General features: G+C 64.7%; 17 protein-coding genes. 8 read left to right on the top strand and 9 right to left on the bottom strand.

From position 1 onward, the window contains the following. The first annotated feature begins 213 nt into the window (after positions 1 to 213). Together waaC and HWY30_RS42440 are read left to right on the top strand one after the other, a co-directional pair. Positions 214 to 1,218, top strand: coding sequence for a lipopolysaccharide heptosyltransferase I (waaC, locus tag HWY30_RS08000; RefSeq protein WP_090803495.1), 1,005 nt, complete (start codon positions 214 to 216; stop codon positions 1,216 to 1,218). Positions 1,219 to 1,739: 521 nt separating this feature from the next. Continuing rightward, the gene (locus tag HWY30_RS42440; RefSeq protein ID WP_269217455.1) at positions 1,740 to 1,871 is read left to right on the top strand and encodes a hypothetical protein; all 132 of its coding nucleotides are present in this window, start codon (positions 1,740 to 1,742) and stop codon (positions 1,869 to 1,871) included. A gap of 34 nt (positions 1,872 to 1,905) precedes the next feature. On the opposite strand, the gene HWY30_RS07995 is transcribed toward HWY30_RS42440, so the two are convergent. The 6 genes from HWY30_RS07995 to ppc form a co-directional block, all read right to left on the bottom strand. Further along, positions 1,906 to 2,085, bottom strand: a complete 180-nt coding sequence (locus tag HWY30_RS07995; protein ID WP_018419748.1) for a hypothetical protein — start codon at positions 2,083 to 2,085, stop codon at positions 1,906 to 1,908. A 220-nt stretch (positions 2,086 to 2,305) separates the two neighbouring features. Continuing rightward, positions 2,306 to 3,613, bottom strand: a complete 1,308-nt coding sequence (locus tag HWY30_RS07990; protein ID WP_090803499.1) for an MFS transporter — start codon at positions 3,611 to 3,613, stop codon at positions 2,306 to 2,308. Positions 3,614 to 3,981: 368 nt separating this feature from the next. Further along, positions 3,982 to 4,515 carry an energy transducer TonB family protein gene (locus HWY30_RS07985; RefSeq protein ID WP_090803500.1) on the bottom strand — a complete coding sequence of 178 codons (534 nt, stop codon included), beginning with the start codon at positions 4,513 to 4,515 and terminating at the stop codon, positions 3,982 to 3,984. Positions 4,516 to 4,877: 362 nt separating this feature from the next. Continuing rightward, positions 4,878 to 6,284 (bottom strand): argininosuccinate lyase, encoded by a 1,407-nt coding sequence (gene argH / locus HWY30_RS07980; protein ID WP_090803502.1) that lies wholly within the window; start codon positions 6,282 to 6,284, stop codon positions 4,878 to 4,880. Between the two features lie 142 nt (positions 6,285 to 6,426). Further along, positions 6,427 to 7,239 carry a helix-turn-helix transcriptional regulator gene (locus HWY30_RS07975; protein WP_090803503.1) on the bottom strand — a complete coding sequence of 271 codons (813 nt, stop codon included), beginning with the start codon at positions 7,237 to 7,239 and terminating at the stop codon, positions 6,427 to 6,429. Positions 7,240 to 7,403: 164 nt separating this feature from the next. Continuing rightward, positions 7,404 to 10,643: a phosphoenolpyruvate carboxylase gene (ppc, locus tag HWY30_RS07970; protein WP_090805617.1), complete on the bottom strand. Its 3,240-nt coding sequence runs from the start codon at positions 10,641 to 10,643 to the stop codon at positions 7,404 to 7,406. A gap of 543 nt (positions 10,644 to 11,186) precedes the next feature. Between ppc and hemC the strand changes: the two genes are divergently transcribed. The 6 genes from hemC to HWY30_RS07940 all read left to right on the top strand — a co-directional run bounded on the left by hemC (position 11,187) and on the right by HWY30_RS07940 (position 20,281). Beyond that, positions 11,187 to 12,185, top strand: coding sequence for a hydroxymethylbilane synthase (hemC, locus tag HWY30_RS07965; RefSeq protein ID WP_090803505.1), 999 nt, complete (start codon positions 11,187 to 11,189; stop codon positions 12,183 to 12,185). Continuing rightward, complete coding sequence (hemDX, locus tag HWY30_RS07960; RefSeq protein WP_090803506.1) at positions 12,185 to 14,176, top strand: fused uroporphyrinogen-III synthase HemD/membrane protein HemX; 1,992 nt, start codon at positions 12,185 to 12,187, stop codon at positions 14,174 to 14,176. The genes hemC and hemDX overlap by 1 nt, the downstream gene beginning before the upstream one ends. Before the next feature lie 2 nt (positions 14,177 to 14,178). Then, positions 14,179 to 15,369 carry a heme biosynthesis protein HemY gene (locus tag HWY30_RS07955; protein ID WP_090803508.1) on the top strand — a complete coding sequence of 397 codons (1,191 nt, stop codon included), beginning with the start codon at positions 14,179 to 14,181 and terminating at the stop codon, positions 15,367 to 15,369. Between the two features lie 272 nt (positions 15,370 to 15,641). Continuing rightward, positions 15,642 to 16,670, top strand: a complete 1,029-nt coding sequence (locus HWY30_RS07950) for an SDR family oxidoreductase (RefSeq protein ID WP_090805618.1) — start codon at positions 15,642 to 15,644, stop codon at positions 16,668 to 16,670. A gap of 113 nt (positions 16,671 to 16,783) precedes the next feature. Beyond that, positions 16,784 to 18,523, top strand: coding sequence for a SulP family inorganic anion transporter (locus HWY30_RS07945; RefSeq protein ID WP_090803510.1), 1,740 nt, complete (start codon positions 16,784 to 16,786; stop codon positions 18,521 to 18,523). Between the two features lie 36 nt (positions 18,524 to 18,559). Further along, complete coding sequence (locus HWY30_RS07940) at positions 18,560 to 20,281, top strand: diguanylate cyclase (RefSeq protein ID WP_090803511.1); 1,722 nt, start codon at positions 18,560 to 18,562, stop codon at positions 20,279 to 20,281. Positions 20,282 to 20,340: 59 nt separating this feature from the next. On the opposite strand, the gene HWY30_RS07935 is transcribed toward HWY30_RS07940, so the two are convergent. The 3 genes from HWY30_RS07935 to HWY30_RS07925 form a co-directional block, all read right to left on the bottom strand. Next, positions 20,341 to 20,943 carry a hypothetical protein gene (locus HWY30_RS07935; RefSeq protein WP_090803513.1) on the bottom strand — a complete coding sequence of 201 codons (603 nt, stop codon included), beginning with the start codon at positions 20,941 to 20,943 and terminating at the stop codon, positions 20,341 to 20,343. A 154-nt stretch (positions 20,944 to 21,097) separates the two neighbouring features. Further along, a complete protein-coding gene (locus tag HWY30_RS07930; RefSeq protein WP_090803515.1) occupies positions 21,098 to 21,700 on the bottom strand; it encodes a hypothetical protein in 603 nt (200 codons plus the stop codon). Position 21,701: 1 nt separating this feature from the next. Next, the gene (locus tag HWY30_RS07925; protein ID WP_090803517.1) at positions 21,702 to 25,550 is read right to left on the bottom strand and encodes a type VI secretion system Vgr family protein; all 3,849 of its coding nucleotides are present in this window, start codon (positions 25,548 to 25,550) and stop codon (positions 21,702 to 21,704) included. Positions 25,551 to 25,584: the final 34 nt, after the last annotated feature.

The following is a 25,584-nucleotide window of genomic DNA, read 5'->3' as shown; positions in this document are numbered from 1 at the left end:
GATTCGTGCAAAGGGCCAAGTATAAAGCGTGCGGGATCGACCACAACACGTGAAAGATGTTTGAAATAATGAAGTGAAGTGAATCATCAGGCGGATATTTTTTTTGCTGTAACGTGCCGTATTGAGAATCGGACCGTGCGCAACGGCCATTTGGCGGGATCGGTAAAACGTCAGCTAGAATAGTTTCAATTTCGAATAACGAACAGACCCTCAATGAAGCGAATACTTATTGTCAAGGTCACTTCACTAGGCGATATCGTGCAGGCGTTGCCAGTCGTCGCCGACATCAAACGCGCATTTCCTGGCGTTCAGGTGGATTGGGCGGCGGACGAAGCATTCGCGCAAGTCGTGCATTGGAGCCAGGGCGTCGATCGCGTGCTGTGCGCGCCGCTGCGCCGCTTCAAGAAGGCGCGTCGCTGGAGTGATCTGAAGGCGATCTGGGCATCCATCGCCGAGCTGCGCGCGTATCGCTACGACTACATCATCGACATTCACGGCGTCTACAAGAGCGCGATCATCGCCTTCCTCGCGCGCTCATCGCGGCGCATCGGCTATCAATCCCTGGATCTGGGCGAGCGTGGCGCGGCGTTCGCCTACACCGGGCGTTTCGGCCCACGTCCGCAAGGCAGCGCGTGGCACGGCATGCGCATCAGCGCCAGCGAGGCGCTCGGCTACGAAGTGGAAGGACCGCCCATCTACGACCTGCAGCTACCCGAAACCGTCCCGCAGCCGTTCGCGACGCAAGACGCGCCTGTCGCGGCGCTCTTTCACGCCACCTCGAAAGCAGACAAGAAATGGCCGCTCACGCACTGGGCGGCGCTTGGACGCGAGTTGAGCGAGCGCGGTTTTCGTGTGGTGCTGCCGTGGGGTTCGGACGGTGAGCTTGCCGAAGCCGGGCAGATCGCCGCGCAGGTGCCAGGCGCGACCGTGCTGCCGCCATTGAGTGTGACCGAAGTTGCGCAGATGATCGGCGCGTGCGCGCTCGTGGTCGGTACCGATACGGGTTTCGTGCACCTCGCGCATGCGCTGCAAAAGCGCACCGTGATGATCTTCGTCGCGACGTCGCCATCGCATTGCGGCGTCGAGGCGCCGTATCGCTCGACCTCGATCGGCGACGGCGACTCGGTGCCGCCGATCAGCGCGGCGCTCGAAGCGATCGACTACGTGTACGCGGCAGAGCCGGTGCTCGCGATGCAGCAAGGATCTGCCGCCGCCTGAGTTCGTTCGTGCGCTCGCGCAATCGTTTGCGCAAAAGAAAAGAGGCGCGATGCGTAGTCCACCCTTGCTGGCGGGGACTGCATCGTCGCGCCTCAAAGAACGCCCGTGTCGGGGAACAGCGGGCGGAGAGGAATCGATTACACGTCTGTTAAAACTGTCGCTTTTCGTTGGACGCCGAAGCGTCCGATGCGCGGACGCGGGGGCGGCAAGCTGATACGCCGCGGTGCGTCGAGGCTCGCATGGCGCGCGTCGTAACCGCTCGATTGCGGCGACGCCGGCGCGGCCAGCAAGGTTTCTATCGCGACAGTGCGCTCAACGGAGTATAGGCGGTGTTTTCCGCCATGGTGGCGCGATCTGGCGGCAGCGGGGCGGTCGATCGAACGCGCCGATCCAGCGCGCCGGTCCTGTAACAGCTCGGTGATGTTCCCTTACAAATGGCAACGTTCGTTGCGGCGCGCGTCGTGTCCAATCGGGTCATTCGGGGTTTGCGCTCGAATCAATCTGACTCGATGGAGAACAACATGAAACGCTTGATCCTGACTCTCGTGGCCGGCACGCTGCTCGCATCGGCACTCGGCGGCTGCGTTATCGCGCCGGCGCCGGGCTATTACTACGGCGGTGGCTACTACCATCACGGCTACTACTACCGCTAAGCCGCGCGCCGTGCTCAGGCCCGGAGCACCAGCCTCAGGCGACCAGCATTTCGAACGCGACCACCGCGGCAATGGCCGCGGCGTTCGCGGCCAGCGCCTCGACGACGATGGATTTCCATGTCGTCGGACGGAAGCGCAGCGCGAGCAGCAGCGAGCCGAGCAAGGCCAGCGCGATGATCGTCACGATATCGGCATTGTGAAGATGGACGTTCATGCGGATCTCCCCGTTTTTTATAGGGTTATGTCAGGGAGTATAGGCAAGTCAAAAGGACGCGCAAGGCGGGGGTTTTACCCGGGCCGGGCCGCGGAAACAGCGAGGAAATAATGCTCTCTGCCTGCTGCCGCAGACGCGTAAAAACTGCGCGCGTGCAGCATCGATCGAACCTCGGCAAACGCGCATCGACGAAAGCGTTGTTCCGTCGATGCGCGTTGCATCATTTCATCAAACTCTCATCACGCGTCTCGCGCATGCACAGCACGCCGACAAGGCTCACGGTCGCGGCGACCGACACGTACGCGCCGACCCACGCCAAGCCGCCGTGCGCGGCGAGCACCTGCGCGATATACGGTGCGACCGACGCGCCGAGAATCCCGCCGAGGTTGTACGCGACGCCGGCGCCCGTATAGCGCACGTTGGTCGGAAACAGTTCCGGCAGCAGCGCGCCCATCGGCGCGAAGGTCACGCCCATCAGGAACAGCTGGATCACGAGAAACAGCAGCACGAGCAACGGCTCGCCGCTGCCGAGCAGCGGCGCCATCGTGAAGCCCGACAGGATCGCCGCGATGATGCCGACGATCAGCACCGGCTTACGCCCGAAGCGATCGCTCGCACGGGCCGACAGCGGCGTCGCGATTGCCATGAACACGACCGCGATGCACAGCAGGCCGAGGAACGTCTGCCGCGGAATATGCAGCGACCCGACGCCGTACGACAGCGAGAACGTCGTCGCGTTGTAGAACAGCGTGTAGCAGACCACCATCGCGAGCGCGCCGAGCACGGTCGGCCGCCAGTGCTGTGAGAACAGCGTCGCGATCGGCACGCGCACGCGCTCCTTGCGCTCGATCGCTACCTGGAACGCGGGCGTTTCGGCAATCTTCAGCCGCACGTACAGCCCGAGCGCGACGAGCACCGAGCTGACGATGAACGGCACGCGCCAGCCCCAGCTGCGGAACTGCTCGTCGGAGAGCGACATTGCGAGCGCGAAGAACAGGCCGTTGGACGCGAGAAAGCCGATCGAGGGCCCGAGTTGCGGGAACATGCCGAACCAGCCGCGTTTGCCGGCCGGCGCGTTTTCGGTGGCGAGCAGCGCGGCGCCGCCCCATTCGCCGCCGAGGCCGATACCCTGGCCGAAACGCAGCACGCACAGCAGGATCGGCGCGAGGCTGCCGATCGCGTCGTAGCCCGGCACGAAGCCGATCAGCGTGGTCGACAGGCCCATCACGAGCAGCGACGCAACCAGAGTCGATTTGCGGCCGATGCGGTCGCCGAAGTGGCCGAACAGGAACGAGCCGATCGGTCGCGCGACGAACGCGATGCCAAACGTGACGAACGCCGACAGCGCCTGCGCGGTGGCCGAGCCATGCGGGAAGAATACCGGTCCGATCACGAGCGCCGCGGCGGTCGCGTAGACATAGAAATCGTAGAACTCGATCGCGGTGCCGATGAAGCTCGCGAAGATGATCCGCGCGGTATTGTTTTGCCCGCTTGCGGGCTGAGCGGCGGAAATCGGCGAAGTGGACATGCAGGGTCTCCAATTGTATGAGGCCGCGGCGCGCTGAGCCGTGTTTCGCAGACAGGCGGCGCGCAACGGCGGCATCCTCGTTGAGGTATAGGTTTGGGCGCCGCACGCGGGGTGGCGGCGCGGCACTGCAGTCGGCTCATGCGCCGCGCCGGCGGGTGTGCGGACGGCGTGAGCCATGCCGGAAGGCTCCGGCGCGGGGAATCGGAAAATTATAGCGAGCGCGCTCGTCGCGCAGCAATGGCGGCGCAAGCTTGCGCGGCAACGAGGTTGCTTTATGAGTTATGCGCGATGACTCGAGTAGCTCGCGCGTGGCCGACCCATGCGCGGCTGCGCTGGGCGGTGCGTGTCAGCGCACGCGCCAACCGCGCTCAGTCGTACGTTTCCGCTTGCGGCGAGGCGAGCTCGCGCAGCTGGAATTTGCCGTTGTCGTTGAACAGCCAGTCTTCGAACAGCTCGAGCTGGCCGCGGCCATTCAGCAGCTTGCCGGGCGGTTGCGGCAGCGGCGCCGAGCGGCGCAGCGTCGCGAGCGCGGTGCTTTCGGCTTCGTCGTCGCCGTTCGTGCGATACACCGACGACTCGACGATGTGTCCATAACGATCGACCGTGAACGACACCACCACCAGCGAGCGCAGCATCGGCTGAGGCCTGCCCTGGAGCACATACGACGGATTGCGCTCGACGATCCGTCGTGCGACCGCGTCGCGATATTGATCGAGCGTCGCGCTGTTGATCGCGGCCACCGGTGTGCTGACGGTTTCGTGAGGCGTCAGCGGTGTGATCGTGCAACCGGCCACGGCGACAACACCGAGCGCGGCGAGCGATAGCCGATGCATGCGAGCGGCCGTGAAGGAGCGCAGAGCCACACGGTGAGAAACAGGAGGGGGAGAAGTGCGAGAGAGCATCGTCGACGAACCGCGAGGAGAACCTGATTGAATGGTAGTCAAAAACCGTCGGGATTCAATTGGCGTTCGCCCGCCGGATGTCATCGTGCGTGCCCCGCTGAGGTGCTTTGCTTTCCGCTGTAATGGCCGGAAATGTGCGCGCATTGGTCGGCGAGCGAAACCCGCCTACACTCTGATGGCCTCTTGCTGAGGCATCGGTGGAAGTCTTTTCAGCCCGCTTCTGGCGGGCTTTCTTTTTCCTTCGATTCGCCATTCACACGCGGCAATAAAAAAGGCGAACCCGCCAAACGGGCCCGCCTTTTCGATCCCGGTTCAACCAGCCACGCCGCAAGCTGAGGCTCACGGCGCTGCCCAGGCGTCGATTACTTCAACGTCGCACGCGCCGCTTTCACCGCGGCCAGCACCTGCTCGGGCGCGGTGCCGCCCGGATGATTGCGGCTCGCCACCGAGCCCTCGAGCGTCAGATACGAGAACACGTCGTCGCCGATCAGATGCGCGACGTTCGGCAGTTCGCCGCGCATTTCGTCGAGCGTCAGGTCCGCGAGATCGCAGCCGCGATCGGCGCACACGCGCACCGCGAGCGCGACTGCTTCGTGCGCGTCGCGGAACGGCAGGCCGCGCTTGACGAGATAGTCGGCGAGGTCCGTCGCGGTCGAGAAGCCTTGCAGCGCGGCGTCGCGCATCGCCTGCGGCTTGACCGTGATGCCGGCGACCATTTCGGCGAAGATGCGCAGCGTGTCGGCGACCGTATCGACGGTGTCGAACAGCGGCTCCTTGTCTTCCTGGTTGTCCTTGTTGTACGCGAGCGGTTGGCCCTTCATCAGCGTGAGCAGCGCCATCAGATGGCCGTTCACGCGGCCGGTCTTGCCGCGCGCGAGTTCGGGCACGTCCGGGTTCTTCTTCTGCGGCATGATCGACGAGCCGGTGCAGAAACGGTCGGCCAGATCGATGAAGCCGACGCGCGGGCTCATCCACAGCACCAGTTCTTCGGAGAAGCGCGACACGTGCGTCATGACGAGCGCGGAGGCGGCCGTGAATTCGATCGCGAAGTCGCGGTCGGAGACTGCGTCGAGCGAGTTCGCGCAGATGCCGTCGAAGCCGAGCGTCTTCGCCACGGCGTGACGGTCGATCGGATAGCTGGTGCCGGCGAGCGCGGCCGCGCCGAGCGGCAGACGGTTCACGCGCTTGCGGCAGTCGATCATGCGCTCGGCGTCGCGCGAGAACATTTCGACGTACGCGAGCAGATGGTGGCCGAACGTGACGGGCTGCGCGACCTGCAGGTGCGTGAAGCCCGGCATGATGGTCGCGGCGTTCTTCTCCGCGATCTCGAGCAGCGCCACGCGCAGTTCGGTGAGCAGTTCGCCGAGGCGGTCGATCTCGCCGCGCAGCCACAGGCGGATGTCGGTCGCAACCTGGTCGTTGCGTGAGCGGCCGGTGTGCAGGCGCTTGCCGGCGTCGCCGATCAGCGCGGTCAGGCGCGCTTCGATGTTCAGGTGCACGTCTTCGAGATCGAGCTGCCATTCGAACTCGCCGCGCTCGATTTCACCTTTGATCTGCGCCATGCCGCGCTGGATCGCGGCGAGGTCGTCGGCGGAAATGATCTTCTGCGCGGCGAGCATCGACGCGTGCGCGAGCGACCCTTCGATGTCGACGAACGCCAGACGCTTGTCGAAGAAAACCGACGACGTGTAGCGTTTGACGAGTTCCGACATCGGCTCCGAGAAGCGAGCCGACCAGGCTTCGCCTTTTTTGTGCAGTTGGGACGTCATGGTGTTGGGCGGTAAAAACGAGCGGTGAAGAGGCTGGCAACGCGAGTGCGCGAATCGTGCAGAAGCGCCGCCGCAGCGAAGAAAGACGAAGATTTTAACACCGGGTGAGGGCGGCCAAAGCGCTGCCGCGCCCATCGCGGGCCTATTCGCGCACCAGCACCACGAGCTTCAGATCCTCGCGATGCGCGGGCTTGAACGTGATCTGGTCACAAACGATGCGCCCGTCGCGCGGATGGTTGAACTCGCGCCTGCCACCTTCGCGGCCGCCGACGTCCTGGGAGGCCCAGTAGCGTGCGAACTCGTCGCTCGCGGCCGAAAGCGAATCGATCAGCCCACGTGTGGGCGCATCGTTCAGATGGCGGATCGAGTCGGCGCGGAATTCGGCGGCGAGCCGCCGCGCGCGCGTTTCCCAATCGACGATCAACGCGCGCGCGGCCGGCTCGGTGAACGTGTAGCGCAGCAGGTTGCGGTCGTGCGCGCCGTCGAGCCAGCCGACGAACAGATCGGCCGCACGCTCGTTCCACGCAAGCGCATTCCACTGCCGGTCGAGCACGTAGGCGGGCGTGTCGATGAGCTGCACGGTTTGCAGCAGCGTGGCGGGCGCATCGGCGGCGGCCGGGTCGGGCTCGGCCGGATCGCGTTGCGCGGCCAGCTCGAACAGATACGCGCGCTCGGCGCGCGACAGCTGCAACGCGACCGCGATGCGCGCGAGCGCATCGGCGGAAGCGGACACTGGCCGGCCCTGCTCGATCCACGTGTACCAGGTCGGGCTCACGCCGCACAGCTGCGCGACTTCCTCGCGCCGCAGACCGGGCGTGCGGCGACGCGGCCCCGGCGGCAGCCCGACCGCCTGCGGCGACAGCCGCTCGCGATGGGCGCGGATGAAGTCGCCGAGCGCGCGCGCCGGGGTGGCGTCGAGCGGCGGCGGGTGGTCGGCGGAAGACGGCGTCGTCATGCTATCGGCTGCGCGTGGAGGGGGTAATAGAGATACCAGAATAATTGCCGAACTTGTACTGGTACATGGCGGGCTCTATTGTAGCGGCTGGATTCGCGCAATGAGAAAAGCCGGGTGTGACCTGCGTCGGCCACACCCGGCTTTTGTCCGCCAATGCGGCAACCTCAACCGGTATTGCGCAACCCCGCCGCGATCCCGTTGATGCTCAAATGAATGCCGCGCCGCACGCGCGCATTCGTGTCGCCCGCGCGATAGCGTTTGAGCAGTTCGACCTGCAGGTGATTGAGCGGATCGAGGTACGGGAAGCGATTCTTGATCGAGCGCGCGAGCAGCGGATTCTCGGCGAGCCGGTCGCTCTTGCCGGTGATCTCCGACAACACCTTCGACGTGCGCTCCCACTCGGCGACGATGCGCTCGAACACATGCTTGCGCAGCTTCTTGTCGGTCACGAGCGCGGCATAACGCGACGCGACCGCGAGGTCGGTCTTCGCGATGACCATGTCCATGTTCGACATCAGGTTCGAAAAGAACGGCCAGCTCTTGTGCATCTTCTGCAGCAGCGCGAGACGGCGCGCGCGTTCGGCGTCGGACGGCGCGCTGTCGAGGTGCTCGGCGACCGCGCTGCCGAAGCCGTACCAGCCGGTCAGCAGCAGCCGGCATTGACCCCACGAGAAGCCCCACGGAATCGCGCGCAGATCCTCGATCTTGCGTTGCTTCGGATCCTGCAGCTTGCGCGACGCGGGGCGGCTGCCGATGTTCAACTCGGCGATCTCCGCGATCGGCGTCGACTCGAAGAAATACTCCTTGAAGCCCGGCGTTTCGTAGACGAGCGCGCGATACGCGGCCATCGCCGTATCGGACAGCTGCTGCATCGTTTCCTCGTACACCGGCAGCTCGGCCAACGTGTGGTCGTGCGGCAGCAGCGACGCTTCGAGCGTCGCGGCCACGACGGTTTCCAGATTGCGCCGGCCGATTTCCGGATTTGCGAACTTGCTCGCGATCACTTCGCCCTGCTCGGTCAAACGGATCTGACCGTCGACGGTGCCCGGCGGCTGCGACAGGATCGCCTGGTAGGTCGGGCCGCCGCCGCGCCCGACGGTGCCGCCGCGCCCATGGAACAGACGCAGCGTCACGCCGCGGTCGTTGAACAGCGACACGAGCGCAAGCTCCGCGCGATACAGCTCCCAGTTCGACGTCAGGAAGCCGCCGTCCTTGTTGCTGTCCGAGTAGCCGAGCATCACTTCCTGCTCGTTGCCCTGATGTTCGATCAGCGCGCGAATGCCCGGCAGCGCGATCAGATCGCGCATGATGTGCGGCGCGTTGCGCAGGTCGGGGATCGTCTCGAACAGCGGGATCACCATCAGGCCGGCGCGCGCGGGGTCGTGCTCGTGGCCGAGGCGTCCGCGCAACAGGCCGGTTTCCTTCTGCAGCAGCATCACCTCGACCAGGTCGGTAACGGTCTCCGTGTGCGAAATGATGTAGTTGCGCACCGCGCGCGCGCCGAACTTCTCGCGCGTCATGCGCGCTTCCTCGAGCACCGCGAGTTCGCTTTTCACGAGCTCGGAGTAGTCGGCGGAGGGCACGCGCAGCGCGCGCGGCTGCGCGAGTTCGGCGAGCAGCACGGTCAGCTTGTCGGCTTCCGGCAACGCCGCGTAATCGTCCTCGACACCGGCGCGCTTGAGCAGCTCGGCGATCACCGCTTCGTGGATGTCGGAGCTTTGCCGCAGATCGATGCTCGCGAGATGGAAGCCGAACACTTCGGCCGCGCGCGCGAGCGGCGCGAGACGCGGCGCGGCGAGCGGCGCGCCGTGATGCTCGGCGAGCGAATCCATCAGCACGTGGAGGTCGCGCACGAAGTCGGCGGCGTCGTCGTAGGGAATCGCGCGGACCGGCGCGACGCCGCGGCCGGCGCTGCGCAGCGGCACGCTGCCTTCGCCGAGGCGCACGCGCGCGCTTGCCGCGAGCCGCGTGTAGATGCCGATCAGCGCGCGACGATACGGCTCGTCGGTGCGATGCGGCGAATGGTCGGGCGAGATGGCCGCGAGCTCATTGAGCGCATCGCTCGCGCCGACGAGCACATTCGACATCGATAGCTCCTCGCCGAGCTTGTGCACCTGCTCCAGGTAGTGCTCGAAGATCACCGCGGCCTGACGCGTGATCGCATTTTCGAGCGTTTCGGCGGTGACGTTCGGATTGCCGTCGCGATCGCCGCCGATCCAACTGCCCATCTGGAAGAACGGCGGCAGGCGCGCTTCGAGACCATGCTCCTTCAGCGCCTCCTCGATGTCGGCGTACAGCGCCGGCAGTTCTTCGAGGAAGGTGCTGCGGTAGTACGACAGCGCGTTTTCGATTTCGTCGGCGACCGTCAGACGCGAGTCGCGCAGCATGCGCGTTTGCCACAGCGACGTGACGCGCGCGCGCAGCATCGCTTCGTTGTGCGCTCGCTCGCGGTCCGTCAGCGGCTGGTCGCGCTCGGCGAGCAGACGCGCGATGTCGTGCTGCGCGTCGAGAATGCTCTTGCGCTGCACTTCGGTCGGGTGCGCGGTCAGCACCGGCATGATCAGCGCGTCGTCGAAAAACCGCTGCAGCACCGGTGTCGCGGCCGCACCAGCCGCTGCGAGCCGCTCGAGCGCATGGGCGATCGTGCCCGGCTGCGAGGCCGAGCCCGCGAGCGCGTGAATCCGGTGACGGCGGTTGCGGTGACGGTCCTCGGCGATGTTCGCGAGATGCGAAAAGTAGCTGAACGCGCGCACGACGCTGACGGTCTGCTCGGGCGTCAGCGTGCGCAGCTTCTTGTCGAGCGTCTGCGCGGCGGCGCTGTCGTCCTCGCGACGGAAACGCACTGCCGTCTGCCGGATCGTCTCGACGATGTCGAACACCGCCTCGCCTTCCTGCTCGCGCAGCACGTCGCCGAGCAGACGCCCGAGATAGCGGATGTCCTGGAACAGCGGGTGGTCCTTGTCCTCGCGCGTGCGGCCGCCGCTCTTCGCGGTGGTCGCGGCGGCGGACTCAGCCGGCGGCAGGTCCTTCGGTTTCGACGGTTTCGCGGCGCGCGGGGGTGTTGCGTCGCCATCGACCTTGGCCTTGGCCGGCTTGCGCGCGGTGGCCGACGTCGCGGCCTGTTCAGCCTTGCTGGCCTTGCCGGCTTTCGACGCCTTTTGCGCCTTGTCCAGCTTGACGGGCACCGAGGTCTGCGCGGCCTTCGGGGCTTTGGTGGCGCGAGCGGCGAGGGCGCGGCGCCTGGCGCGCTGGTCGGCGCGCGTGTCGCCATGTTGACCGACGCTCGACGATATGGCGTGCGCGGCAACGTCGGACAGGGCGTCAGGCGCCGCGGGGTCGGCCGGGCGAGCGGTGGGCGAGGCAGTGTTGCGGCGGGCGGGGCGCGCCGATCCGGAAGACGTCACGATGAGTTTCCTCGGGGAAGCCAGGGTCTGTTGATTGATGAACTGCGACTGCGGAACTGCCACCAGCAAGTGCAACGTGAACTGCGTGCAACAGGGACTACGCAACGGACTACAAGACGGACTGCTAGTGCAACTGCAACGGAGACTTGAAACGGCGACTGTACACGGCGATTGCTCGACCCACTACGAAGCGGCCCGCGCGTGCCGCACCGCGTACGCGGAACGACACGAGCGCTGCCGAATCGAGACGCCGACGAGGGAGAAAGGAGCCACGGGCTGCCAGCCCGCGCTGGGACCGAACACGCGGCAGGCATTGCCTCAGCATGTTCGCCGCATTGCATCATCCCGCATGCCGCCGCGCAGTGCGCGAACGACCGTACGTGACAACGCGGAATGGGGACCTTCGCGCATGGCGCGAAGCCCGTCTCCTCCGTCGATGCCGCTTGCGCACGGCGCTTCGCCGTGCCTTGGAACCAAAGGGCGCGAACGAGGGCGCGTGCTAACATTGATTGTTATTCCATCCCGACATCCAGCAGCAAGCTAATGAACACCGAGACGTTTTCCACGCCACCCCACACGCTCGTGATTGCGTCGCGAGAGAGCCGCCTTGCCATGTGGCAAGCCGAGCATGTGCGATGTGCGCTGCACAAATTATATCCATCTTGTGATGTAAAAATCCTCGGAATGACGACACGCGGTGATCAGATTCTCGATCGCACGCTGTCGAAGGTGGGTGGCAAGGGGCTCTTCGTGAAGGAGCTCGAAGCCGCGCTCGCCGATGGCCGCGCCGACCTCGCGGTGCATTCGCTGAAAGACGTGCCGATGGAGTTGCCCGCCGGTTTCGCTCTGTCCACCATCATGGAGCGCGAGGACCCGCGCGACGCGTTCGTGTCCAATCAGTACGACTCGCTCGCCGCGCTGCCGGCCGGTGGAGTGGTCGGCACCTCGAGTCTGCGGCGTGAGGCGATGCTGCGCATGCGCTATGCGCATCTCGACGTGCGGCCGTTGCGCGGCAATCTCGATACCCGACTCGCCAAGCTCGATCGCGGCGATTACGCGGCGATCATTCTGGCCGCGGCCGGGCTGAAGCGGCTGGGTCTCGCCGATCGCATCCGCGCGCTGCTCGATCCCGAGGACAGTCTGCCCGCGGCGGGCCAGGGCGCGCTCGGCATCGAGATTCGCGCCGATCGCGCGGACCTCGCCGCATGGCTCGCGCCGCTGCATCATCCGCACACGGCGGCGGCCGTCGAAGCGGAGCGCATGGTATCGCGCGTGCTCGGCGGCAGCTGCGAGGTGCCGCTCGCGGCCTACGCAACCTGGGGCGATGGCGCGCTGCATCTGCGCGGCATCGTCGCGACGCCGGACGGCCAGCGCGTGCTGAGCGCGCAGGCGTCGGCGCCGGCGCCCACCGTCGAGCGCGCGCTCGCGCTCGGCGAGGAAGTGGCGCACTCGCTCGTGCAGCAGGGCGCCCTCGACATCGTCCGCGCGCTCAGTACGGCGAGCGGTCCCGCGGCCGCGCCCAGCGCGGCGGCCAGCGAGTGATGGCCGCCGTCTCGCCCGAGAAGGCGCCCTTCACGGTCGTGATCACGCGGCCGGCCGGCCAGTCGAGCGAACTCGTCGAACGGCTCGAAGCAGCCGGACTCGCGTCGCTCGACTTCCCGCTGATCGACATCGCGCCCGTCATCGACGACGCGCCGTTGTGCGCCGCGCTCGCGTCGCTCGAACGCTACGCGCTCGTCGTGTTCGTGTCGCCGAACGCAGTCGATCACGCGTTCGCGCGCCATGACGATATCTGGCCGCATGCGCTGCCGATCGGCGTGGTCGGCCCGGGCAGCGTGCAAGCGCTCGCGCGCCACGGCGTCAGCGCGCCCGAGCATCGCGTGATCAGCCCCGCGGCGGGCGCCGACGACGAATCGACGAGCTTCGACTCCGAGAGCCTGTTTGCCGCGCTCGAGGCGCAACTCGGTGCCGCGGGCCTCGAAGGCAAGCGCGTGCTGATCGTGCGCGGCGACGGCGGCCGCGAATGGCTGAGCGAGCGCCTGCGTGAAGCCGGCGCCGAAGTCGACGCGGTGGCCGCTTACCGGCGCATCGTGCCGGAGCCGTCGATCGGCGCATGGGCGCGCGTGCACGAACTGCTCGCGGGCACGCCGCACGCATGGCTTCTGACCAGCTCCGAAGGCGTCCGCAATCTGCACGAACTCGCGCAGGAGCATCTGACCGCCGGCGAGATCGAGCAGCTCAAACACGCGCCCCTCGTCACGCCGCATCCCCGCATCGCGCAGACCGCGCGGGCATTGGGTTTTGATAGGATTACGGTGTCCGGCGCGGGCGACGAGCGCATAGTCCGAGCCCTCGTTGCCGCGGCCGCCGTGCCTCCCGTCGTCCAACCGGTATCGTCCAACCCGGCTCAACCACGCATGACTGAAACGAACGCATCCACGAACGCCTCACCTCAGCCGCCCGCAAGCGCCGCCTTGCCGCCGAACCCACCCTTCACGCCGTACGAAGCGCAAAAGCGCCGCAGCACGAGCGGACCGCTGCTGTGGTTGGTCATCGTGGTCATCGCGTGCGCGGCGGGCGTGGGCGGCTTCGCGATGAACCGCAAGCTCGTGCGCACCGAGCAGGAACTCGCGCAGCGTCAGCAGGCCAACGACACGCAGACCAACGAGCTGCGCATCAAGATCGACCAGGCGCTCGCCACCGTGCATCAATCGGACTCGCAGGTCGCGCAGCTCGAAGGCAAGCTCGCCGATGCGCAGGCCGCGCAGCAGGCGCTGCAACAGCAATACGCGGATCTCGCGCGCAATCGCGACGACTGGACGCTCGCCGAAGTCGGGCAGATGCTGTCGGCGGCGAGCCAGCAGTTGCAGCTGACCGGCAATACGCAGCTCGCGCTGTTCGCGTTGCAAAGCGCCGATACGCGCCTCGCGGCGTCGGACAGTCCGCAGGCGGTCGCGGTGCGCAAGGCGATCGCGCAGGACATCGACAAGCTGAAGGCCGCGCCGTCCACCGATCTGACCGGCCTCGCGATCAAGCTCGACAACGCGATCGATCACGTGAACGGCCTGCCGCTGTCGGGTGAAGCACCGATTCCGCGTGCCACGCCGCATGCGGTCACGTGGGCCGACACCGCGAAGGTGGCCGCTGCCACCGGCAAGCCGCGCTGGGAAGTGTGGATCGACGAGGTCACGCACGGCATCGGCCAACAGCTGACGAGCCTCGTGCAGGTGCGCCGTATCGACAACGCCGACGCGATGCTGGTCACGCCGGATCAAGGCTACTTCGTGCGCGAGAACCTGAAGCTGCGTCTGCTGTCGGCGCGTCTCGCGCTGCTGTCGCGCAACCAGACCACGCTGAAGTCCGACCTGCAGGCGGCGCAGTCCGCGTTGACGCGCTACTTCGACGCGTCGTCGAAAGACACGCAGACGGTCATCGATCTGGTCAAGCAGGTGGACGCCGATTCGGCCGCGGTCGAGCTGCCGAACCTCGATACGAGCCTGCAGGCCGTCAATCAATACCGGAACCGGGGTTAATCATGGCGATCCGGGGACTCCTGTGGCTCGCGGCGCTGTTCGCCGTCGCGGTCGTGCTCGCGGTGGGCGGGCGCTTCGACGCTGGGCAAGTGCTGCTGATCTATCCGCCGTACCGCGTCGACATGTCGCTGAACCTGTTCGTCGTCGGGCTGGTGGTGCTGTTCATCCTGCTCTATGCGCTGTTGCGCATCATCCGCAATATCTGGCGCATGCCGCAGCGCGTCGCCGCGTACCGCGCACGCGCGCGTGTCGCGAAGGCGCACGCGGCGTTGCGCGACGCGATCGGCAACCTGTACGCGGGGCGTTTCTCGCGCGCGGAAAAGGCCGCCAAGGACGCGCTCACGAATGGCGACAACAAGGGCGCGGCCGGTTTGATCGCGGCGACCGCAGCGCATCGCATGCATGAGTACGCGCGGCGCGACGAATGGCTCGCGCAGATCGACGAGGCCGACTGGCAGGACGCGCGCCTGATGGCCACCGCCGACATGCGCGCCGACGGCCGCGACGCCGACGGCGCGCTCAATGCGCTGACCGAGATGCAATCGCAGGGCGCGCGGCGCATTCACGCGCAGCAAATCATGCTGCGTGCACAGCAGCAACTGAAGAACTGGGGCGAAGTGCTGAAGCTCGTGAAGACGCTGGAGAAGCGCGAGGCGATCCATCCGGCGGTCGCGGTGCGGCTGCGTCAACTGGCGGCGGAAAATCTGCTGCGCGATCGTCGCCACAATGCGGACGCGCTGCTCGAACTGTGGAACTCGCTGTCGGCGACCGAGCGTCATTCGCCGCGCCTCGCCGACACCGCCGCCGAACTGCTGGTCGCGCTGAACCGTCCGCAGGAGGCGCGCAAGATCGTCGAGGAGGCGCTCGCGCAGAACTGGGATGCGCGCCTGCTGCGACGCTATCCGGACACGGCCGGCGGCGACGCGTTGCCGCTGATCCAGAAGGCCGAGGCGTGGCAGAAGGATCGGCCGGAAGACGCGGACCTGATGTTCGCGCTGGGGCGCCTGTGCCTGCATCAGCAGTTGTGGGGCAAGGCGCAGTCGTTCCTCGAACGCGCGCTGAAGCTTGCCGACAACGAGACGCTGAAGATCCGCTCGCATCGCGCGCTCGCGCGTCTGCACGAGCAACTGGGCGATACCGACAAGGCGAGCCAGCACTATCGCGAGAGTGCGTTGGCGATGAACGTGACGTGAGTTCGGCGTTTTCGGCCATGCGCTGAAGCGCGCAAGCCTCGGAAGCCGCTACCTGATGGCCGCAGCCCCGCGCTGCGGCCATTTGTTTTTCCGGCGGCCGGCGTTCCGGCGGCCGGCGCTCCGGCGGCCGGCGTCCCGGCGGCCGAGCGTGCGCTGGACTCGCGCGCAATTCGCAGATCCCCAGCTCGAATCGTCGGGACTGCGCTTTGCTTCACCACCTCACTGGATACGCAACCTCGGAGGTGTTCAAAGTGGCCAGCGACGCTGTGACGGTGCAAACCGAGACCCGCAGCGGCGACGTCGAGCGCAAGGGCGTCGTCGTCATTACAGGGGCAAGTGCCGGCGTGGGGCGCGCGAGCGCGTCCGAATTCGCGCGGCAGGGCTACGACGTTGGGCTCATCGCGCGCGAGCCGCGACGGCTCGCTCGTGCCGCCGAGGAGATCGCCGCGACCTATGGCGTGCGCGCACTCGCCATTCCGGCCGATGTCGCCGATGCCGACGCGATCGAGCGCGCGGCGCAGCGCGTGAAGCGCGAGTGGGGCGGCATCGACGTCTGGGTCAACGTCGCGATGGCGACCGCGTTTGCGCCGGTGTCGGCGCTCAGCGCGCGCGATGTCGAACGCGGCACGCAGGTGACCTATCTGGGGCAGGTCAACGGCATGCTGGCGGCGCTCCCCGTGATGCGCGCGCGCGGGCACGGCACGATCGTCAATGTCGGCTCGGCGCTCGGGTACCGGTCGGTGCCGTTGCAGTCGATCTATTGCGGCGCGAAGTTTGCCGTGCGCGGCTTCACCGATTCGTTGCGTTCCGAGTTGCTGCACGACGGAGTCGATATCCATCTGACGATGGTCGATCTGCCCGCGGTCAATACGCCGCAATTCGACTGGGCGCTCAATCGCACGGGGCGCAGGGCACGGCCGGTGGCGCCGGTGTTTCAGCCGGAAGTGGCGGCACGGGCGATCTACTTTGCGGCCACCCATCGGCGGCGGCAGGTGTGGGTCGGGTGGTCGACGGTCAAGGCAATCCTCGCGAACCGGATCGCGCCGGCGCTGCTCGACCGCTATCTCGCGCGGGCGGGTTACGACGGGCAATTGACCGATGAACCGTTGCCCGCCGATGCTCCCGCGAATCTCTACGAGCCGGTGCCGGGCCACTACACTTCGCATGGTCGCTTCGATGACGAAGCGCATGCGTACTGCTGGCAGATGTTCACCGAGCGGCATCGCAATGCGGTGTACGGCGCGGCAGTGATGGCGCTGGCGGGGGGCGTCGCGTGGCTGCTGAGGCGCCAGCGGCCCTGATGCGCGGCCGGTCGGCCTCATCCTGTCGCCAACGGAATGTCTGGACTATCCTTCGAATGACGGTACCGCCCACAAACCGTGGTGCGGCGTCCTCGACTACGAACATTCCAAAAATGGAAGCGGACAGGCCAGTTCCTCACAAAGAACAGACTGCTGTAAGCAGGGCGCGCCGCTGGATGCGCTGGCTGCCGGGACTGACGGTGCTCAAGACGTACCGGCTGAGATGGTTGCCGAACGATCTGACGGCGGGACTGGTACTGACCACGATGCTGGTGCCGGTTGGGATCGCTTACGCGGAGGCATCCGGCGTCCCTGGCGTGTACGGCCTCTACGCGACGATCGTTCCGCTGTTGGCGTATGCGCTGTTCGGTCCGAGCCGGATTCTCGTGCTCGGTCCCGACTCCGCGCTCGCCGCTCCGATTCTGGCGGTCGTGGTGCAAATCGCTGCGGGCGACCCGTCGCGCGCGATTGCGGCGGCCAGCATGATGGCGATCGTGTCCGGCCTGTTCTGTATTGTGATGGGCTTGCTGCGGCTGGGATTCATCACTGAATTGTTGTCGAAACCCATTCGATACGGCTATATGAACGGCATTGCGCTTGCCGTGCTGATCAGTCAGCTGCCCAAACTGTTTGCCATCTCAATCGAAGAGCGCGGGCCATTGCGGGACATCGTGAGCCTCGTGCAGGCCATCGCCGATGGCAAATCCAACTGGTATAGCTTCGCGGTGGGCGCTGGAAGCCTCGTGCTGATCCTGTTTCTCAAGCGCTTCGAAAAGCTGCCGGGCATACTGATCGCCGTGATCGTTGCGACGTTGTGCGTAACCGCATTGCACCTCGATAGCATGGGTGTGAAAGTGCTCGGCAAGATTCCTCAAGGCCTGCCGACCTTTGCGCTGCCGTGGGTCACCGACGCCGATCTGGTCAAGATTCTGCTCGGCGGCTGCGCGGTCGCGCTGATCTCGTTCGCGGATACCAGCGTGCTGTCGCGAACTTTCGCGGCACGTTTTCGCAGCCGCGTCGACCCCAATCAGGAGATGGTCGGGCTCGGCGCGGCCAATCTTGCGGCCGGCCTGTTCCACGGCTTCCCGATCAGCAGCAGTTCGTCGCGCACGCCGGTCGCCGAGGCGGCGGGTGCGAAGACGCAACTGACGGGCGTCGTCGGCGCGCTGGCGGTCGCGGCGCTGCTGATGGCCGCGCCCAATCTGATGCGCTACCTGCCCAACAGTGCGCTCGCCGCGGTCGTCATCGCGGCGGCGATCGGTCTGTTCGAGATCACGGACCTGAAGCGGATTTTCCGCATCCAGCAATGGGAGTTCTGGCTGTCGATGGCCTGCTTTGCCGGCGTCGCGGTGTTCGGTGCGATCCCCGGCATCTGCTTCGCGGTGGTGATCGCGGTCATCGAATTTCTGTGGGACGGCTGGCGACCGCACTACGCGGTGCTCGGTCGCGTCGAAGGTTTGCGCGGCTATCACGACTTGCAGCGCTATCCGCATGCCCAGCGAATCCCCGGGCTCGTGCTGTTTCGCTGGGATGCACCGCTGTTCTTTGCGAATGCCGAGCAGTTTCAGGAGCGCCTGCTGGAAGCCGTCGCCGAATCGCCGGCACCGGTGCGGCGTGTGGTGGTGGCGGCCGAACCGGTGACGAGCGTGGACGTCACCTCCGCCGACATGCTGCGGGAACTGACGCGCACGCTCGACGAGCGCGGGATTGTGCTGCACTTTGCAGAGATGAAGGATCCGGTTCGCGACAAGCTCAGACGCTTCGAGTTGACGGATCTGATTGGCGATGCGTGCTTTCATCCGACGGTGAACAGTGCGGTTGATAGCTATGTCGAGGGGGTTGGGAAGGAATAGTATTCAGACTTGGAGCTGGATCACCGGAGAGCCGGCATGCGCCTGCCGTCCGCGTCTAAAACGCCTGCGAAAACGGTTTGGGACCGCGCCAGTTCACGTCCGCGGCATACCGTGATCCTGTGTTTCGCCGTGGTATTCGTTGTCACGTTGATTCTTGCTGTACACCAATATTTTCTCGTACGTGCCCGGGAGCTCGATAACCGTTCGCATCAGCTCGAGATTCAGGCCAGGGTTCTCGATGTCGCGGTCCGCAATAACAGGCAGCACTTGCAGTTTCTTCGCGAGAGTGCCGAGCGGCTCCTTGCGGACCGGACAGCACAGCTCGATCGAACACCGGATGCCTCGCTCCAGGCAGTACTCCGGGCGCAGGACGAGCGCGTCTGGAATCTTCAAGTTCGCGATATCGACGCCCCCATTCGGGGTATCGGCACACAGCAGCTCGCGGTGACTCCTGGTTTGCACCGTGACGAGCCCACATTTGTCGAGGACCTGCGGCTCGCCCAATTGATGAGCCGGCTGTTTGCCGTGCAATTCCAGATGGGCACGGGTCTCGAACGCGCGGTATATGTCTCGCCGACCGGTATCGTGGTCGCTCACCCAACCATTGACGACGACGAGGTAGTCCGGCTGTTGCAAATGTACGGCAGCTCGCGCCTGTTACAGCTGGCCAACCAGAACCCGCTCGACTATGACGTCACGTTCGATCCGGTTCGCGGGCGCAAGAACCCGGCAGGACCTCGCCTGCTGTTTGGGACAGCGGTGATGAGTAACGACGTGGTTCGCGGCCTCATATTCTTCGTGGTCCCGCAACGCATCGTTCAGGACTATCTGTGGAACAACACCACAGCGGATGAAACTCACGCTCTGATAGACCCGAGCGGGATGCCAATTGCAACGAGCGGAAGTACTTTCTCGGTCAATGATGAGAATTGGCTGAAGACTCTGCCGGCGCAGTGGAACACGCTCTCTGCTTCCACGCTGTTTCGGACACCCAGCGGAACGTTGAGTGCGGGACAGGACTTCCTGCTCTTCAGAAAGCTGGATACGGCGGATCTCGTATTGACCGATTACGTATCCGCTGCGACCGTATTCTTCTCGGTCGTTCGCTTGAGCAGCGCGCTGTTTGCCGGGGTGTGGATACTGATGGCATTGCTTCTCTGGGCCACTCTTTTTGTCGTCGACCAGCTTCTTTCCACGCAGATGGCACTCAACGGGCGGCTGCGGGAATTGTCGCTCGCGGACCCCCTGACCGGTCTCGCGAACCGCCGCCGTTTGAATGAGGAATTCGACGCACTTTCACGGCGCAACGACGAGCGCCGCATCGCGCTGCTGATGATCGATATCGACCATTTCAAGGTGATCAACGACAACTGGGGGCACGCTGGCGGAGACGAGGCCCTGAAGCACCTGGCCAACGTGGTCAGGATTGCCGTGCGCCCGGGGGATCTGATGGCACGTCTGGGTGGCGAGGAGTTCTGTGGGCTGCTGCCCGATACGACCGCGGACGACGCGGCCCGAATTGCGGAGCGCGTGCGCGAGGCCGTCGCCCGCAACGCCTGCGTCCTTCAGGAGACGCAATTAACCCGCACCGCGCCGGGCCGTGAGATATGGTTCACGATATCGATCGGGGTGGCGGAGAGTGTTTCGGATAACTGCTTTGACCTCGAGGGGTTGATTGCGGTCGCGGACCAGCGACTGTACGCCGCGAAGGCGAGTGGGCGAAACAGGGTGGTGGCAAGCGAGTCCATGCAAAGCTGAAAATGCGGATGTCGTCTCTGCACATGCGGCGCTTTGCCACCTGCTGTTCAAGACGGGCTCTATTTACGGTGTTGCCGTCTCAACGCGGAATAGTCACGACTGAGGAGAACGTCCATCAGGACCGGCGTTTTGGGTTCGTCCGGCGCCGGATCGTTCGGGTCGGGGTCGCCGAAAGCAAATTCGACGTCCACCGGAAACCGGCTCGTTGACAGATTCGAAGCACGATAGCGATAGCTATGCAGCCGAATCTGCGGTGGCGCCGTTCCCATATCGTTGCCGGGCCAGCGCTCGCCGTTGCCGTCGATCCAGTAGCCGATATCGACATGGAGGAGGTCTTCCAGCGTCGAACGGTTAATGTCTGTCGACAGTGGACTGAAACGGATCGTGAAGTGCGTCGCGACTTGCTTGCCCTTCGTGCGGTCGGCGGAGGGGGCGGCCGGATCGGGTACCACAAATAGAATGATTTGCGTCCGCGGAAATGCCGGATTGACGAAGGAGTACTGCATACCACCTACACGACCGCGCAGTGGGTGCGCCGCGAGAATGCGGCCGAAAATCGTATGCGCGGGATCGAAGGGCTGGTCGTCCCGCAGGATCGCCATTGCCGTGGTCAATATTCTGAAGGCCATGTCGCGCTGGGCGTCGGTCACAGTCGGTCTCATCTCAGTTCCTGGCCCCGACGGTCCTGAGGGCGTCAGCGTACTGAGCTGTGCATGTACCGGGGTTGCGAACGAGAGGATCACCAGGATTGCGCCAGTAGGCCTGAACCACTTCCGCGCGCCGTGGCGCGTTGCCACCTGCTGTTCAAGACGGGCTTCATTCACGGTGTTGCCGTTTCAACGCGGAATAGTCACGATTGAGGCGAACGTCCATCAGGACCGGCGTTTTGGGTTCGTCCGGCGTCGGATCGTTTGGGTCGGGGTCGCCGAAAGCAAATTCGACGTCCACCGGAAACCGGCTCGTTGACAGATTCGAAGCACGATAGCGATAGTGATGCAGACGAACGTGCGGCGGCACTGTCCCCATATCGTTGCCGGGTCGCCGCTCGCCGTTGCCGTCGATCCAGTAGCCGATATCGACATGGAGGAGGTCTTCCAGCGTCGAACGGTTAATGTCTGTCAACAGTGGACTGAAGCGGATCGTGAAGTCCAGCATGACTTGCTTGACCTGCGCGCGGTCGGCAGAGCGGTCGAGCGGATCGGGTATCACAACTACGGTGATTTCCGTCCGTGGGAACGCCGGATTCTCGAAGCAATACTCCGTAACACCTACCACGCCGCGCTCAGGCCGCGCCGCGATAATGCGGCCGAAAATCGTATGTGCGGGATCGAAGGGCTGGTCGTCCCGCAGGATCGCCATTGCCGTGGTCAATATTCTCAAGGCCATGTCGCGCTGGGCGTCGGTCACGATCGGTCTCATCTCAGCTCCTGGCCCCGACGATCCTGAGGGCGTCAGCGTACTGAGCCGTGCATGTACCGGGGTTGCGAACGAGAGGATCACCAGGATTGCGCCAGTAGGCCTGAACCACTTCCGCGCAGGCGTAGGCATCTTCTTCATGAATCTGGCTCCTATAGCCGGTTTCGAATTGCACCATTTTTTGAGCTGTTTCAGCGGAGACATTCAGCAGGTCACATACCTTCCTTTCAGCACTCGGGAGATCTCGCCTGACGTACTCCCAGCCCGGCTTGTCCTGCATGCAGGAGATCAGCCAGTAGTAGTGGAATACAAGCATCCTGTGCAGACCGATGTGAACGCGGTGATCGTCGGGTAGCTGCGTGTTTCCAGCCGCCGTATAGGCCTTTTTTAGCATCGTCGACCAATACACCAAGCGGATATTCGGCAGCTCCCTGTAGTCGTCTGGAAAATGCTGAAGCAAAGAAAGCATCCAGAAGTACTGTTGGCAGTGGCGAGACTCGTGATACAGCGTGTCGGCAAATGCCCTGAGGCGGTGATCCAGCGAAGCCGGCTGGTCCATCAGTTCGACGATGCGTGCAATCTCGCTCTCGTTGACGGCGATAGCCCAATCGTCACCGATAAACGCGGCGCTGACATCCTGCCGCAGGGCGTACTGCGTTGCCCGCTGTGGATCGACAATCACAAGCTTTGGCATGGCACCACCATTTTCCGAGTTGGCGGCATCGCGTCGTGGCAATCCAAAGGGCCCCTCACTAAGCGCGATTTCCAATTGCGGCGTGACCGCGTTTTGAATCGTCTCTATCGAACTGGAAGTCAAAGGCCACGGCAACCCGGCCCAATCGATTCCCTGCAACGCGGTTTTAATTGCAGCCGTATAAGCCTTGGTCACCGGATATTCAACATCCTTGCGCATCGACACACCGGCCGGCGCATCAGCCTCGGTCGCACCGTTGATGAAGTGATAAAAGCGCAGGCCGAAGTTCATCGGATCACACGAAACGAATTCGGGCGGCTTGTCTTCCGTCGTCGCGCTTTGATTGGGAGAGGCCACGGCCCTTCCTGCGACCCTGGCGGTGCGTTTCTCGGCGTTGGGCACTGCGCCCGCAAACGGCTCGTCCGCCTCCCTGATCACCGCGCCTCTGCTCACCGCAATAACCTTGTCCGGTTCACTCGCGGCGAACAGTTCAACCGTCGCGAATGCAAGAAGATTGCTCGTGACGAGACTCGTTTCTCCAAGCGCATTGGTCACGCCCTGAATCACCTGACCATCGTCGAGCGTGATCCGGTACGGCTGGTTCGGCAGTGCAAAGCCCGTATCGTGTTCGATCAGAACGTGATGCGCGGCCAGCTTGCCCGGCTTTCCGGGCGTTACCGGCACATTGACAGGCCGCGCCGCTGGCCTGTCAGTTTGATGACCACGCGCATGGACCCGATGCTCTCCATCCGTATAGACCCTGTACCCTTCCGAATTGATCACCACCTTCGTGCTTCCCGCATGGAGCACGATCTCTTTGCTGGCCATCAGATTGATCGAATCGGTTCTACTGATGATGCTGACGACCCGCTGCGCGATGACCTCGACATCATCGCTCTGCGCGTCGATTCGCACCTTGCCTGACGCGGCCTTGAGCCTGATGCCGAGATTCTGCGTGAACACCCGCACGCCGTTGATTGCCGACGCCAACAGCGATTTCGCCGCGGCCATGCTGACGTGTCCGCCCGCTGTGAGCGCGATGTGTTCGATACTCGCCACGTGCGTGCTTTGCGCTGCGGTGAGACCGACCCCCGCCGCGCTGGCCAGCACCATGTCGGGTGCGCTGAGTTGCGGGAAGGGAAGGTCCGCACGCGCCGCGACGCCGCGTATCGCCTCGTTCTGCGCCTTGATGGCCCGCGATACGTCGCTTTGACTGGTCTGTTGCTCCTGTGCCTCATACTGCCGCGCGAGACCCGCGAGGTTCTCGTGGATATCGCGCGCCTGCGTGAGGCGCGCCACGGTCTCGCCGAGATCCTTTGCCGGCGCGGTCGCGCCGCGACGCGCCTCCGTGGTGAACAGCACGCCTCTGTTGGCGCGCGCGACACCCCAGGCGTCGGTGGCCAGTTCCCAGCCTTCACCGCGTGCCTGCTGTCGGCCGGCCTCGCGCACGACCTGCGTGTTGTAGCCCAGCACGAGGCGCGAGCGTGCGTGATCGCTGGCGAGCTGTGCCTGGAGTTGGCCCGGCGTGTCATCCAGTACGACGTGATTGGTCTGGCCGTCGCAGCCACCTTTGAGCTCACTGCTCAAGACGCCTGAAAGTGCCTGGTTATCCGGTAGCTTCCAGGGCGGCTGGTTCCAGCCATTGATCATCCGGCCCGATACGTACGGCTTGTCCGGGTCCTCTTCGTGGTAGCTGACCATGACCTCCTGACCGACACGCGGCGGATAGATCGCGCCGAAGCCATTGCCTTGCCACGGCGACGACACGCGCACCCAGCAACTGGCGCTCTCGTTTGTCGGGCCAAGCCGGTCCCACACGAAACGCACCTTGGCGCGCGCGTATCCATCGACCCAGATCGGCTGGTGCTCGGGCCCAACCACGATCGCCGTTTCCGCCGCGCAGCGCGGCTTTTTCTTCGGGCGGTTTCTGAAGAATGTATTGGCAGGCTGAAGCACGAAGCTGGTCACGCACTGGCGCAACGCGTCGTTCGTGTCGTTACCGGACGGCTGTGTGTTCTGCGGCGCGTTGCGAATGTCGAGTGTGGTCGATACCGCCAGGTACTCGGCGTTGATGTCGCATTGCGGATGGTTGTCGAGCCAGAATGTTTTGCCGGTTGTCAGGCCGCGCAGATTCCCTCGGCCCTTCAGACGCAGCCGGTGGCAGCGCATTGCATCGACGCGCACGCTCGCGAGGTGTTCGGCTTCATTGCGGAAGTTGTTTCGCCTACCCGACAATCCCATCTCGCCGGCGAGCGGTTGCGAGTAGTCGCCCCAGCCGTGTTGCTCGATGTTGTCGAAGGCCCGTTCGCTGAAGCTCTCGTACTCGCCCTCGAAGTGCATGCCGGGGCGCGTGTAGTCGTAGTCGATCAGACTGACCTTGCCCGTCGTGATCTGACGCGAGACCTCGAGCCTGTGAATGTGTTCTTCGTCGACGTGCCGGCTGTCAGGCGCGTGATAGCGGATAGTGTCGTAGCCGTTGTCGTGCTGTTTGTGCGAGCCGGGCGAATCGCACAGTACCAGCGTCATTCCGTCGAACAGATAGTAGATTCCCCATTCTCTCCAGATCCGCGTGAGGAATTCGAAATCGGATTCCCACATCTGCCGGACATGGTCCCGCTTTGGGTAGCCTTCGCACAGACCGGTCGCGCCCAACTCCATCACGACCGGAAAGTGATAACGCTCCTTGAGTATCCGGTCGGTGATGTCCACCACGCTCGCGTCCTGAAAGATCCTGCTTTCGCGGTTCTTCGTGGCCAGCCACAGCCAGGGGCGCACGACGAAGCGGTAATGGGCGCGCCGGTCGTCGGTGCCGGTCTGTTTCACGCCTGTGACGAGGCCCGAAATCGTGCGGCGGCCCGCGCCCACGTGTGCCACGTCACCGGGTTTCAACTCCTGTTGACCGAACAATCCGTTGCCGTCGAACGCGATCGAAATGTCGATGACTTTGCCAATCAGGTTGTCGGGTACGACCAGTTCCTTTGCTTGCCACAATCCGAGCGTCGGACTTTCGATCGTCGCCACATCGAGCGTGTATCGATAGAGCTTGCCCAGGGATTCGGTGCCGCGCAGGCGTAGCGGAGCCAGCAAAGGCTCATTGCCCCATGTGGGTAGTGCGTCACTGGAAAGACCTAGCGTGCGGTCTTGCGCGGGTTCGACCATGCGTGCAAGGAGCTCGGTGTTTCGTGGCAATCGG

Origin of the sequence: Paraburkholderia tuberum STM678, assembly GCF_902833905.1 — a bacterium.
Lineage (GTDB): Bacteria > Pseudomonadota > Gammaproteobacteria > Burkholderiales > Burkholderiaceae > Paraburkholderia > Paraburkholderia tuberum.
Note: the sequence above shows the minus strand (reverse complement) of the source record. Positions and strands in the feature narration are given on the sequence as shown.